We start from the raw sequence: 12,246 nt of genomic DNA on the forward strand, positions 1-12,246 counted from the left end.
CAAAGCCTCTCCTCATTGCGAGCGTGTCCCCCGAAGAGAGAGGGCACGAATGAGCTGGGACAAGGAACTCGAGGAACTCCGCCACCGCGAAAGACTGGCCGAGCAGATGGGCGGCGAGGAAAAAGTCGCGCGTCAGCATTCGCGCGGCAAGATGGATGCCCGCGCCCGGCTCGCCGCACTCGTCGATCCCGGCAGTTTTCGCGAAATCGGCAAGATCGCGGGCAAGGCTTCCTATGACCAGGACGGCAATCTCGAACACATTCTTCCGGCCCCTTTCCTCTTCGGCAAGGCGGAGATAAACGGTCGCCCCGTCGTCGCTACAGCGGACGATTTCACCATTCGCGGCGGCGCGGCCGATGCCGGGATCAGCCGCAAGATGGTGCAGGCGGAAAAGATGGCGCACGAGCTCAAGCTCCCCATCGTCCGCATGATCGACGGCACTGGCGGCGGCGGCAGCGTCAAGACGCTGGAACAGATCGGCGCAACGTACATCCCCGCCGTGCCCGGCTGGTCGGACGTCGTGAAGAATCTCGACACGGTGCCGGTGGTCGCACTGGCGCTTGGCCCGACCGCCGGTCTCGGCGCCGCCCGCACCGTCGCCAGCCATTATTCGATCATGGTGAAGGGTCTCAGCCAGCTCTTCGCCGCCGGGCCTGCCGTGGTCGATGGCCTAGGCGACAGCTATCGCGGCTCGACTGATCACCAGCAGGCCAAGGAAGATCTCGGCGGCAGCGCGATCCACACCCGCAACGGCGTGGTCGATGACGAAGTGGGGAGCGAAGCCGAAGCATTCGCCCGCGCGCGGCACTTCCTATCGTTCATGCCCGAACATGTCGGCCAGCTTGCCCGCCGGACAGACTGTTCGGACCCTGTTCGGCGGCGCGATCATACGCTTGATTCACTTGTGCCTCGCGATCCGAAGCAGGTTTATTCCATGCGCCGCTGCCTCGACATGGTCTTCGACAAGGGCACGGTTTTCGAGATCGGTCGCATGTGGGGGCGCGCCTGCATCACAGCTCTTGCCCGCCTCGACGGCTGGCCCGTGATGGTTTTGGCCAGCGACCCGTCCTACCTGGGCGGCTCGTGGGAAGCGAAGACCAGCGAAAAAGTGGAACGCTTCGTGAAGCTTGCAGACCAGTTCCGCCTGCCCATCGTCCACCTGGTCGACAACCCCGGCTTCATGATCGGTCGCGAAGCGGAAATGGCCGGCACCATCCGCTACGGCGTCCAGGCCATGACCGCGATTTACAAGGCAAGCGTGCCCCTCGCCTCCGTGGTTTTACGCCGCGCCTCCGGCATCGCCGGCAGCGCGATGAGCAACGCCGAGAATTTCCAGTATCGCTATTGCTGGCCCTCGGGCGACCAGGGGGTCGCTCCCCATCGCTGGCGGGCTGGAGGTCGCCTACAAATCGGACCTCGAAGCCGCCGACGACCCGGCAGCGGAACTCGAAGCGATCCGCGAGCGCCTGCACAAGGTCACCTCGCCCTTCCGCAGCGCGGAACGCTTCAACGTCGAAGATATAATCGCTCCGCGCGACACCCGCCCGCTCTTATGCGAATTCGCCGATCTTGCTTGGCGCAAGCTATACGCCGAAGCCTAGTCTTCTTCCGGCTCGGGCGGCCCGAAGAGCGTGCCGCGCTCGCTGATCAGCACGAATACGAGGCTCAGCACCGCCGTACCCAGAAGAGCGATTGCGAGCGGCCGCGCCGTCCCGTCGTAAAGATAGCCGATATAAGCCCCCAGCGCCGCGCCGCTCGTCATGCGCAAGAAGCCCTGCGCCGACGAAGCTGCACCGGCGATATGCTTGAACGGCTGGAGAGCGATGGACCCGAAATTCGCACCGATGAAGCCGAGCAGGCTCATATTGGCGGCCATCAGAGGCACGAACGTCCACAGGCTCTCATCCGGCTGACTTGCAAACCAGTACTGCGCAGCGGCCACGGCGATGAAAGCGAACAGCGCCACATGGCTGACACGCCGTGCACCGAACCGCTCGACGATGCGGCTGTTCGACCAGTTTGAAATCGCCATGCAACCAGCGCAAATGGCAAAGATCATGGGGAATTTGTCGCCCGCGCCGAAGGCTTCGCCGATCAGCTGCTGGCTGGAATTAATGAAGCCGAACAAGCCGCCAAAAACCAGCGCACTGCCGAGGGTATAACCGATGGTTTCCCGCAAGGTCACGGCACTTGCCATATTGCGCGTGATCGTTGGCAGGTGAATCTGCTGCTTGTCCGATTCATGCAGGGTTTCCGGCAATCGCACATATACCCACGCCGACATAGCAACACCCGCCAGGGCCATGACGCCGAAAATCCAGCGCCAGTCGCCCATTAGCATCAAGACGCCCTGCCCGATGCTCGGTGCGACCGCCGGAACCAGCAGGAAGATCACGAAAATCAGGCTCATCATGCGGGCCATTTTATCGCCGCCCACACGGTCCCGAATGATGGCGGGCGGCAGAGCGATGATACCTGCAGCAAAGAAACCCTGCGCTGCGCGTAGAGCAATCAGCATATCGAAGCTCGTCGCCAAGGCGCAGGCAATCGACAGGGCGATGTAGAAGAACAAGGCCGTGAAAAGCACCGGGCGGCGGCCGTACCTGTCGGCGAAAGCTCCAGGAATGAGCGTACCAATCCCAGCGGCGAGCAGATAGGCGCCGACCACGAACTGACGGTTGTTGCCTTCCACGCGGAGATCGCTGGCCAGGGCATCGAGAGCTGGAAGGATTGCATCGATACCGAAGGCGTTGCACGCCATCAGCAGAGCCATCATCCAGATCAGTTCGCGCTCGCCGATGCTTTTACCGCGCGCAGCGCTCGAAATCGGGCGCTCGCCGCCAGCCAACTGTTCGCTTCGCATCTGCACAAAATGGCAGTTGGCCGACAAGGTTCCGATTTGCAACCCGCGTCGCTATCTATTCTCTCATGAACGATGGCGAAGTGCGTACCGATGCGGATGACAGCGAAGCCGATGGGCTGCGGAAGATCATTCACGTCGACATGGATGCGTTTTTCGCCAGCGTCGAGCAGCGCGACCATCCAGAATTGCGCGGCAAGCCTGTCGCCGTGGGTGGATCGAGCGGGCGCGGCGTTGTCGCTGCTGCCAGCTACGAGGCGCGCAAGTTCGGTGTGCGCAGCGCCATGCCCTCTGTCACGGCCAAGCGCAAATGCCCCGACCTTATCTTTTGCAAGAGCCGTTTCGACGTCTACCGCGAGGTCAGTCAGCAGATCCGCGCAATCTTTCGTCACCACACCGACCTGGTCGAACCGCTCAGCCTTGATGAGGCATATCTGGATGTCACCGAAGACAAGCTGGGCATTGGCAGCGCCACCCGGATAGCGGAACTGATCCGGCAGGAAATCCGCGCGAAGACGAAACTGACCGCCAGCGCAGGGGTCAGCTACAACAAGTTTCTCGCCAAGATCGCGAGCGACCAGAACAAGCCCGATGGCCTGTGCGTGATCCGTCCCGGCGAAGGGGCCGCCTTTGTCGCCGACCTACCGATCAGGCGCTTCCACGGCGTCGGTCCCAAGGGCGCCGAAAAAATGGCGCGGCTCGGCATCGAGACCGGTGGCGATCTGGCGGAAAAGGATATCGAATGGCTGCGCGCTCATTTCGGAAGTTTCGCCGATTATCTCTATCGTGCTTCAAGAGGCATCGATTTGCGGCCCGTTCGGTCGAGCCGCATCCGTAAATCCGTCGGCGGCGAGAGGACGTTCAACCGCGACCTTTCGTCGGGTAGCGAGCTGCGCGACACAATGGAGGATATCATCGATATCGTCTGGGGCTATATCGAGCGCGCGGAAGCAGAAGGTCGCACTGTCACACTCAAGATGAAATTCACCGATTTTCAGATTTTCAGCCGCGCCAAGACGATGGATCGGCCAATCGCGAACAAAGAGGAATTTGCGGCAATCGGCCGCGCCCTGCTGGAGGAGGTCCTCCCCCTGCCCATGCCGATCCGCCTTATGGGACTGACGCTTTCGAAACTGGAGGGGAACAGTGACCAGCAACCGCGACCCGATGCGCAGTTATCGCTGCTCTAATTTACCCAGGACTGCCATAATTCCAGCCGCCTTCTGGTGAGCGCGCTCATTGCTTCGGGAAGCAGGCGTATCGCAAAGAAACGCGCTTCCACGATTTCTCGCCCGTCCGGTTCGGGTGCCGCATCCACGACAGTGCTGAAAATATAAGCGCGGTGCGGTGCGCCCGAAATTTCCTCGTTCAATATGCCGACAAGTTTCAGATCGGTCACGAGGCAGCCTGTTTCTTCGCGCATTTCTCGCCGCGCCGCATGCTCCGGCGTTTCTTTCCGCCCGATACCACCGCCCGGAAAATACCACCCTTGCGGACCGTAACTATGCCGTACCAACAGGATTTCACCCTGCGGATTGGACGCAATGATGGTGACGCCCTCTGCCGTGATCCCGCTGAATTTGCGCCAGTGATGGCGCAACCGGTGCGCAACCTTCAGTGCCACTCGGTCGAGCGGCCTGGGGATCAGGTGAAACATGTCACCGGTTGCCGGGCCGCAGCGAGCAATCGCGCAATCGGAAGATCGTTATCACCTGCAATAGCCTGATCGAGTACGCTGCGTTTTTCCGCACCGCGAAGAACGAAGACCAACCGGTCGCTTGCGAGAAGCGATGGCATCGTCAGGCTGATCCGATCGAACGGAGCTTCGGGAGGTAGCGGATCGGGCGTCAAACGCACGACCGGTCGCGCGTCATCGACCTTGGGATCCGTATTCGGAAATAGCGAAGCGACATGCCCGTCAGCGCCCATGCCAAGCCAGGCAAGAGCGAAAGGCGGCACGGCCTCCATCTCGTTCAGAGTGACGACTTCGGCCCCCGCAGGCTCGAACAGTTTGCGCAGCTTCCCTGTATTCGATGCGGCATGATCTTCGGAAACGATACGGTCGTCTCCCGGCCACACAACCAGTCGCGTCCAGTCCAGTTCGTGGCCAAGCAATTTTTCCATGATCGGAAAGGGAGTGGATCCCCCGGGAACCGTGATCGTCACCGGCCCATCGGATTGATCCATCCGTTCGCGCAGCTGGGACGCCAGCCAGTCAGCAATAGCAGCATCGCCCTGACCCTCGATGATAGTCAAATTTTCCATACTGTATTGATACACCAATGCCGCCCGTCCCCAAGGGGAAAGGCGGCATAGGCGCACACGAATAGGTATGTGCTTACTTGGTAGTCTGATTGAGGAACCAGACGCGTTCTTCGCACTGATCGATCCAATCGTCGACGATACCGCTGGTGGCGTTGTCACCCACTTCTTCCGCGGCGTCTTTTACCTCATTGAGCCGTGTGTGCAGCTTGCGGTTATCGTCACGCAATTCTGCCACCATTGCGTCGGCAGTGATGGTCACATCATCCTGATCGGCAATCTTTGTCTGCTTGGCGATGCTGCCGATCGATGTGAGGGTGAACTCGTCATTCTTGCGGACGCGCTCGCCAATGGCATCCACTGTGCCAACCAGCTGCGCTGCCTGCTCGTCAAAAAGCAGATGCAGGTCGCGAAAACGCGGTCCCGCCACATGCCAGTGAAAGTTCTTGGTTTTGAAATACAGCGCCATGGTATCGGCCAGTGCGCCGTTCAGCGCGCTTACCAGTCCAGCTTTCGCGTTGTTGCCCAATTCTGCCATGGTATTTACCCCTTTCGTCGTTCTGAAGTTCACCTCATCAACGGCTTTCCGCCACTACGGTTTCCCGATTAGCGGCGGTTGCTGTGATCGGGTCAGGCGATGATTCCTCTCGCGCTGAGCCCGGTGATCACGCCAAGGCCGAAAAGCAGGACAGCGAGGCCGATCCTCAACCGCCGTAGCGGCAGTCTCGCTTCGAGTGCTGTGCCGGAAAGCCATCCCATAGTGACTGCAGCCCCTCCCCCGATCGCGCCGCCTAATCCCGCCAGCGGCCAGTAGGCGAAAACTACGGCCATCGCCGCTACCAGGAAGCGCGAGGCGTCGGTCATTTGCCTGAAGCACAAGACGATGAACGCAGCCCCCATCGAACGTGTCGGTTCCCGCGGCACTCGCTCCCGATTGGGCCAGGCGCACTCGAAGGCGGCCAGCAGAAGCGCGAGGGCCACGAACATGGTTGCCGCGCTTTCGGACATGGTTCCCGCCAGAAGGCTTCCCAACCAAGCCGCGGTAATCGCGGTCAAAGCAGAACTCGTCAATGCCACCACGAGCAAGCCATTCGCCGCACCCAGAGCACCCGCAAGGCGCGCCACCAGCAGCTGGTCGCGCGCACCGATCGCGGCCACGAAGCTGGCAACCATGGCGAATAGCAGTGCCGTCATCCTCGCTCCCGTCCATCTTCCTAAGCGTCCATGCTTGCAATAGCACGGCACGCAGAAAAACGAACAGGAGAGCGATGTGAAACTCGCAGATGGCATGGCGTCAGTGGTCACAGGCGGCGCTTCGGGGCTCGGCAAGGCGAGCGCGCAGGCACTGGCGGACGCTGGCTTGAAAGTCACAATCTTCGATGTGAACGAAAAAACGGGCGAAGAACACGCCGAAGCAATCGGTGGAACCTTCGTGCTGGTGGACATCACCGATGAGCAATCGGTCGTTGATGGTTTTGCGAAGGCCCGTGCGGCCAATGGGCAGGAGCGCGTCACCGTACATTGCGCAATGACCAGCCGGCGCGGAAAAACGCTGGGCTGGGACAAGGACGCATCTCGGTACAAGCGACTGGAAACGGAAGACTATGCCTTTGGCGCCGAAGGCATCCTCGTATCATCCTATCGCATTGCCAGCCTGTCCGCGCTGGGCATGGCCAATTCCGAGCCGCTCAACGAAGATGGCGAGCGCGGTTGCATTATCCTGACGGCCAGCGTGGCGGCGCAGGACGGGCAAATCGGCCAAGTGATTTATGGTAGCTGCAAGGCCGGCGTCAACGGGCTCGTCCTGCCGATGGCACGCGATTTGATGGACATCGGCATTCGCGTGAACTCCGTGATGCCTGGCATCTTCGCCACCCCGCTGATGCTTGGCATGAAAGAACGTAATCCGCAGATGTGGGACCGGCTGAATGCGAGCGTTCCCTTCCCCAAACGCCTCGGTCACCCGGAAGAATTCGCTTCGCTAATCTGCGAAATCGCCCGCAACAGCTATATCAACGGTCACCAGTTCAGGCTCGACGGGGCGATAAGAATGCCGCCCAAGTAACCCATTTTAGGCGATTGGCAGATCCATACGGCCGGACTTGCTCTCGTTCTACGTGTGACCACGAAAATCTTACATATCGCCAATCCAGAAACGCGCAGCTCAAGCACCGCGCTTTAAGTTTCGAAAAAGATGTCCGGAATGGAGGGCCCTAAACCTGCCCGATCGCTTCGAGAGCGGCCCCGGCTGCCAGCCATGCTTCTTCTGCTACCGCCAAGGAATCGACCGCGTCGGCTCGTTTCCTCAACAGCTCCTCCATCGACACACCATCCAAGTTGGATGTCTTCGCGCTGCCTTCGAGGATCGAACGGTCGAGTTTTTCGACTTCCGCTGTGAGCCGCTCCATGGTTTTTTCGGCTTTGGCCAGTTCGGACTTGGCCTCGCGGGACTGAGCCTCGGTTTTATTCCCGCGCGAGCCGCGCGATTTTCCGCCGCCACTGCGCCGATCTCCCTTGGGCTGGTTCCGACCCAGAACGAAATCGATGTAGTCCTGCATGCTTCCAGCGTACTCGGTCGCAGTGCCGCTATCGACAAGGATCAGCCGATCCGCAGTCAGTTCGACCATGTGGCGATCGTGACTGATAAGGATGACGGCTCCCGAATAATCGTTGAGCGCCTGTATGAGGGCCTCGCGTGCGTCGACATCCAGGTGGTTGGTGGGCTCGTCCAGTATCAGCAAGTGCGGCGCATCGCGCGTGATCAATGCCAGCGCCAGCCGCGCGCGTTCTCCACCCGATAGCTTGTCCACTCGCTGCTGCGCTCGCGGGCCGGAAAAACCGAACCGTCCCAGTTGTGCTCGAACCGCACCCTGGGCTGCGCCGTCCATCGCGCGGTTCATCAGGTCGAGAGGCGTGTCTTCGCCAGCCAGTTCTTCTACCTGATACTGGGTAAAATAGCCGACCTTCAGCCGTCCCGGTGCATTCACCTCCCCTTCCGCTGCGGCGAGCTGCGAAGCCAGAAGGCGCGCGAGCGTGGTCTTGCCGTTTCCGTTACGACCGAGCAGCGCAATGCGATCGTCTGCTTCGATCCGGAAGTTCAGTCGCTTGAGGATTGGCGGCGCTTCGCCGTAACCCACGGCCGCCTGCTCCAGCGTGATCATCGGCGATCGCAGCTCTTCAGGATCCGGGAAGTCAAAACTTAAGCTTGGGTCCTCCATGAGCGCAGCGATTGGCTGCATGCGCGCCAGCATCTTCGCTCGCGATTGCGCCTGTTTGGCAGTCGAAGCACGGGCACTGTTACGGGCGACGTAATCCTGCAACTTGGCGCGCTGCGCATCCTGCGAAGCCTTTGCAGCCGCTAGTTGCGCCGCACGTTCGGCCCGCTGTTTCTCGAACGCATCATAACCGCCCGGATACAGCGTCAACTGTCCACCCTGGAGGTGCAGGATGTGATCGACCACCTTGTTCAGGAGGTCGCGCTCGTGACTGATTACTACGAGTGTTGCGGGATAGGACTTGAGGAAATTCTCCAGCCAGAGCGTCGCTTCCAGATCGAGGTGGTTGGAAGGTTCGTCCAGCAGCAGGATGTCGGGTTCGGAAAACAGGAGCGCGCCGAGAGCGATGCGCATTTTCCATCCGCCCGAAAAGCTTTCGACCGGACGTTTCTGCATCTCTTCATCGAAGCCCAGCCCGCTCAGTATCTTGGCCGCGCGCGACGGGGCACTGTAGGCGTCGATCGCCAGCAGGCGATCGTGTACATCGCCCATGCGGTTCATGTCGGTGCAGGTTTCAAGCTCTTCCAGCAATTGCGCCCGCTCGGTAGCAGACGCGAGTACGACCTCTTCCGGCGTCATCGTGCCGCTGGGCGCTTCCTGCGCAATATAGCCAATGCGGGCGCGCGACGGTTTGCTGACTTCGCCCTCATCCGGTTCAATTTCGCCGATAAGCGCTTTCATCAGCGTGGATTTGCCTGCGCCATTGCGGCCGATCAGGCCGACGCGCGCACCAACCGGAACGGTCGCGCTGGCGCCCTCGAGAATGGCCCGGCCGCCAAGCCGCACTGTGACACCATCGATTGTAAGCATGCGCGGCCCCCTAACAGCCTATTGTCGTTCCCCAAAGAAAATACGGATTGTGAAACTTGCAAGATTTACGTCGTGCGCTAGCCCGTCGAAATGGAGATGCAGGATCTGCTACAGCGGTACTTCGGCACGCCCGATCTGGCCAACGTCGATCCGGCTGCAATGCCGGCGGGGATCGATCGCATGCTTGTCGACCTCGGGCTTGAGCGCGACCGCGGCCGGCGGTTCGCGCTTTGGACATTGCTTTACATGCTGGATGCAGCGCCCGACCTTGATGTCGCATTCAAAGATGCAACCGATCGAGAGGCAGCGCGCAACATGATGGATATGATCGCCGCAGCCACGCCAGACTAAGGGCCCAGGAGACAAGTTGCCTTTAGCTACTGCGCGCCACCAAACGCGTTGCTGCTAGCTCGCTGTCAGCGCGCTTCGCTCCCGGTGACGTTCCAATTTGAATGCCACGCACAGGATCAGGATACCTCCCAGCGCGAGGCACAGGCCTACCCATCCCGGAGCGGTCCAGCCCATTCCGGCAGTGATGGCCAAACCCGCCAGCCAAGGACCTAGTGCATTGGCGATGTTGAAGGCCGCATGATGGAGGGCGGCAGCCATAGTCTGCGCCTCGCCGGCGACATCCATCAGGCGAACCTGGAGAATTGGGCCGAGGCCGCCGCCCATGCCGATGGCAAAGCAGACGAGAGATAGCAGCCAGAAATTTGTAGCAGCGAAAGTGAAGGCCGCGAGAAAGACTGCACTCCATGCAAGCAGGCCGATCGCTGCAGCCTTTAAAGAAATATCGGCAATCCAACCGCCCAGTAGATTTCCGACGAGAATTCCGAGTCCGAATATCGCGAACACCCACGGAACCGATGCAGGCGTTGCGCCGGTATATTCAGTAAGAACGGGTGCTAAAAAGCTGTATACTGCGAACAGGCCGCCGAAGCCCACCGCACCTGCTCCAAGCGTCAGCAGAACCTGCGGATGCGCCAATGCATGCATCTCGCGCCGCATGCTCCGCCCTACTTCCACTGGTTTTCGGGGGGCAAGGATCAGGAGCGCGGTGGCGGTCGCCAGGGCGATTCCCGAGACACCGCCGAATACGACGCGCCAGCCGACATGCAGGCCAAGCCAGTTGGCGAAAGGCGCCCCGATCACCGTGGCGACAGCCAGACCGGCCATCACGTAAGATGCGGCCGCGGCGCGCTTCTCCGGAAGAAGCGAGGCGGCCAAGAGCGCTGCCACCCCGAAGTAGGCGCCGTGAGGCAGGCCGCTAAGGAACCGGAAAGCGAGCAGCGTATGATAAGTAGGCGCCCACACTGTCGCCGCATTACCCATCGCGATCAGGACCATCAGCACAACCAGCAGACGCCGCCGCGGCCAACTCGCCCCGAACAGCCCGAGGATCGGCGCGCCGACCACCACCCCGAGCGCGTAGGCACTTACGGCATGCGCTGCGACCGGTTCGGTGACAGCGAAGTCTGCTGCGTAAAACGGCAGAAGGCTCATGGCAGCGAACTCCGTCGTGCCGATTGCGAACCCGCCGAGGGCAAGAGCAAGAATGATGAAGGCTATGCGACCCGTTGAAAGTGGATCTGCGGCATGGGTCATGATGTGGTCTGTCACGGGGAGTGAGGGGAAGATTGCGCTAGATCGGTAGCGGCGCAGCTTCGATCAAGCCCCACGGCACGTCTCCCGATATTTATCCTAGACGCCAACCGCCTCTGGCGTGTCCCCGATATTGGTACAGAGAGTTTGCCCCTCCGGAACGGGATGGCGCGTCGCATCGTTGGATAAACCAAAGGAGATCAACATGTTCGGTTGGGCCATTACACTTGCCATCATCGCACTCGTCGCAGCAATCCTCGGGTTTGGAGGCGTTGCAGGCTTTCTGGCAGATCTGGCCCTGATCATATTCGTCGTCGCCTTGATTGCGAGCGCGATCTTCTTCTTCCTGGGCTGGAAGGGTGCGAAGGCGGCTGCAGACAAGCTGAAACAGTGAGCCGCTTACTGTGAGTGAATGACCGAACCTAATAGCTGGCGAGTTCTGAATCTGCGGATCAGTCGTCGACCATGCTGGTCAATTCAACTGTGGGCTTGCCGCAGATAGACACCCCGGGTCGGTAGTCGGGAGATGTTGCATGTCCAGGCGCCCCCGTCCGGACCGTTTGACATCGTACATAAGGTTATCGGCCAGTCGGATCAGCGAACCTGGATTGGGGTAGTTATCGGGGGGGATTACAATCCCGCCTGCACTCGTACTGATTCCCCACGGTAGAGTTTCGATCGCTCCAACAAGCGAACTTTGAACACTTTCCTGCCTCTCCGGATCATTTGCGACCTGAAGAAAGACAAGAAACTCGTCGCCGCCAATACGCGCGACATGGTCTTTTTCCCGCAAGGCACCTCGCAGGGCGGTGACCACGTGACGCAGTACTTCATCGCCCCCCGAATGTCCGTAGCGGTCGTTGATCGATTTGAAGTGATCAAGGTCTAGAAATATCAGAGCTGTCGTGCGGTCGTCACTTTTTGCCTTCGCCAATTCCGTCCGAAGCATTTTCTCGAAACCGCGCGGTGTAAGCGCTCCTGTAAGCTTATCGACATTCGCCGCCTTTTCGGCGTCGTTAAATCCAGATCTAGCTCTGCTGACGCCCATTCCTGCAGCGAGTGTCATGGGGACCAGTAAATATGCTTCCCATGGCATGTCATGGACCCACGCTGAAACCAGCAAGACAGCGCATGCCGACAGGATGATCAGGTGAGAAATCAGGTTGCGGAAGTGCCAACAGGCGAAAGCCGTGAAGAGCAGATATCCGCACTGTGCAGCTGCTGAGGGAGGCGCCGCGATCAGCGCGGGGGTCAATAATATTTGCCCCGCCAAGAGGCCGTAGCCCAAGTGAGCCTGAGACAAACATCCCCGCGACCGAACGGCCCCGGAAGGATCGCTGTCGAAGTTGTATGAGTTGTCTCTCTGGCCCAACCGCATCGAGGCGAACTCCGCTCCTTACGGATTGAATGCCGTCCCAGGCCACCCACGCACCCGGC

At 60.3% G+C, this 12,246-nt stretch carries 12 protein-coding genes and 1 pseudogene; 5 read left to right on the top strand and 8 right to left on the bottom strand.

Annotation, left to right across the window (positions count from 1 at the left end; translation table 11 throughout):
- Positions 1 to 49 precede the first annotated feature (49 nt).
- Positions 50 to 1,601: pseudogene (locus tag ACIGGE_RS00405) on the top strand (acyl-CoA carboxylase subunit beta).
- On the opposite strand, the gene ACIGGE_RS00410 reads toward ACIGGE_RS00405, so the two are convergent.
- Positions 1,598 to 2,863, bottom strand: coding sequence for a multidrug effflux MFS transporter (locus tag ACIGGE_RS00410; RefSeq protein ID WP_397489904.1), 1,266 nt, complete (start codon positions 2,861 to 2,863; stop codon positions 1,598 to 1,600). The pseudogene ACIGGE_RS00405 and the gene ACIGGE_RS00410 sit on opposite strands and share 4 nt — an antisense overlap.
- Positions 2,864 to 2,928: 65 nt before the next feature.
- On the opposite strand from ACIGGE_RS00410, the gene dinB reads away from it, so the two are divergent.
- Positions 2,929 to 4,050 (top strand): DNA polymerase IV, encoded by a 1,122-nt coding sequence (gene dinB / locus ACIGGE_RS00415; protein ID WP_397489076.1) that lies wholly within the window; start codon positions 2,929 to 2,931, stop codon positions 4,048 to 4,050.
- Here the strand turns inward: dinB and ACIGGE_RS00420 are convergent.
- From ACIGGE_RS00420 to ACIGGE_RS00435, 4 genes are all read right to left on the bottom strand, one after another.
- Entirely contained in the window at positions 4,047 to 4,484 is a 438-nt protein-coding gene (locus ACIGGE_RS00420) for an NUDIX domain-containing protein (protein ID WP_397489077.1), read from the bottom strand. The genes dinB and ACIGGE_RS00420 overlap by 4 nt on opposite strands.
- Before the next feature lie 20 nt (positions 4,485 to 4,504).
- Positions 4,505 to 5,125, bottom strand: coding sequence for a 6-phosphogluconolactonase (locus ACIGGE_RS00425; RefSeq protein ID WP_397489078.1), 621 nt, complete (start codon positions 5,123 to 5,125; stop codon positions 4,505 to 4,507).
- 73 nt (positions 5,126 to 5,198) lie between these two features.
- Complete coding sequence (locus ACIGGE_RS00430; RefSeq protein WP_196846845.1) at positions 5,199 to 5,660, bottom strand: Dps family protein; 462 nt, start codon at positions 5,658 to 5,660, stop codon at positions 5,199 to 5,201.
- A 92-nt stretch (positions 5,661 to 5,752) separates the two neighbouring features.
- Positions 5,753 to 6,316 (bottom strand): hypothetical protein, encoded by a 564-nt coding sequence (locus ACIGGE_RS00435; protein ID WP_397489079.1) that lies wholly within the window; start codon positions 6,314 to 6,316, stop codon positions 5,753 to 5,755.
- A 76-nt stretch (positions 6,317 to 6,392) separates the two neighbouring features.
- Between ACIGGE_RS00435 and ACIGGE_RS00440 the strand changes: the two genes are divergently transcribed.
- Positions 6,393 to 7,187 (top strand): SDR family oxidoreductase, encoded by a 795-nt coding sequence (locus ACIGGE_RS00440; RefSeq protein WP_397489080.1) that lies wholly within the window; start codon positions 6,393 to 6,395, stop codon positions 7,185 to 7,187.
- A gap of 148 nt (positions 7,188 to 7,335) precedes the next feature.
- On the opposite strand, the gene ACIGGE_RS00445 is transcribed toward ACIGGE_RS00440, so the two are convergent.
- Positions 7,336 to 9,207 (bottom strand): ABC-F family ATP-binding cassette domain-containing protein, encoded by a 1,872-nt coding sequence (locus ACIGGE_RS00445; RefSeq protein WP_397489081.1) that lies wholly within the window; start codon positions 9,205 to 9,207, stop codon positions 7,336 to 7,338.
- 90 nt (positions 9,208 to 9,297) lie between these two features.
- On the opposite strand from ACIGGE_RS00445, the gene ACIGGE_RS00450 reads away from it, so the two are divergent.
- A complete protein-coding gene (locus tag ACIGGE_RS00450; RefSeq protein WP_397489082.1) occupies positions 9,298 to 9,558 on the top strand; it encodes a hypothetical protein in 261 nt (86 codons plus the stop codon).
- 54 nt (positions 9,559 to 9,612) lie between these two features.
- Here the strand turns inward: ACIGGE_RS00450 and ACIGGE_RS00455 are convergent, their stop codons facing one another.
- Positions 9,613 to 10,812, bottom strand: coding sequence for an MFS transporter (locus ACIGGE_RS00455; protein WP_397489083.1), 1,200 nt, complete (start codon positions 10,810 to 10,812; stop codon positions 9,613 to 9,615).
- A 202-nt stretch (positions 10,813 to 11,014) separates the two neighbouring features.
- Here ACIGGE_RS00455 and ACIGGE_RS00460 point away from each other — a divergent pair, with 202 nt between their 5' ends.
- Positions 11,015 to 11,203 (top strand): DUF1328 domain-containing protein, encoded by a 189-nt coding sequence (locus tag ACIGGE_RS00460; protein ID WP_103022701.1) that lies wholly within the window; start codon positions 11,015 to 11,017, stop codon positions 11,201 to 11,203.
- Between the two features lie 78 nt (positions 11,204 to 11,281).
- Here ACIGGE_RS00460 and ACIGGE_RS00465 read toward each other — a convergent pair whose 3' ends face one another.
- A complete protein-coding gene (locus tag ACIGGE_RS00465; RefSeq protein WP_397489084.1) occupies positions 11,282 to 12,064 on the bottom strand; it encodes a GGDEF domain-containing protein in 783 nt (260 codons plus the stop codon).
- Between the last annotated feature and the right edge of the window lie 182 nt (positions 12,065 to 12,246).

Origin of the sequence: Qipengyuania sp. NPDC077410, from assembly GCF_044543405.1 — a bacterium.
Taxonomy (GTDB): domain Bacteria; phylum Pseudomonadota; class Alphaproteobacteria; order Sphingomonadales; family Sphingomonadaceae; genus Qipengyuania; species Qipengyuania pacifica.

What these genes read in the sequence shown, in the direction of transcription:
- ACIGGE_RS00410 (WP_397489904.1), bottom strand. Translation starts at nt 2,863, where the DNA reads ATGCGAAGCGAACAGTTGGCTGGCGGCGAGCGCCCGATTTCGAGCGCT.
- dinB (WP_397489076.1), top strand. Translation starts at nt 2,929, where the DNA reads ATGAACGATGGCGAAGTGCGTACCGATGCGGATGACAGCGAAGCCGAT.
- ACIGGE_RS00425 (WP_397489078.1), bottom strand. Translation starts at nt 5,125, where the DNA reads ATGGAAAATTTGACTATCATCGAGGGTCAGGGCGATGCTGCTATTGCT.
- ACIGGE_RS00430 (WP_196846845.1), bottom strand. Translation starts at nt 5,660, where the DNA reads ATGGCAGAATTGGGCAACAACGCGAAAGCTGGACTGGTAAGCGCGCTG.
- ACIGGE_RS00435 (WP_397489079.1), bottom strand. Translation starts at nt 6,316, where the DNA reads ATGACGGCACTGCTATTCGCCATGGTTGCCAGCTTCGTGGCCGCGATC.
- ACIGGE_RS00445 (WP_397489081.1), bottom strand. Translation starts at nt 9,207, where the DNA reads ATGCTTACAATCGATGGTGTCACAGTGCGGCTTGGCGGCCGGGCCATT.
- ACIGGE_RS00450 (WP_397489082.1), top strand. Translation starts at nt 9,298, where the DNA reads ATGGAGATGCAGGATCTGCTACAGCGGTACTTCGGCACGCCCGATCTG.
- ACIGGE_RS00455 (WP_397489083.1), bottom strand. Translation starts at nt 10,812, where the DNA reads ATGACCCATGCCGCAGATCCACTTTCAACGGGTCGCATAGCCTTCATC.
- ACIGGE_RS00460 (WP_103022701.1), top strand. Translation starts at nt 11,015, where the DNA reads ATGTTCGGTTGGGCCATTACACTTGCCATCATCGCACTCGTCGCAGCA.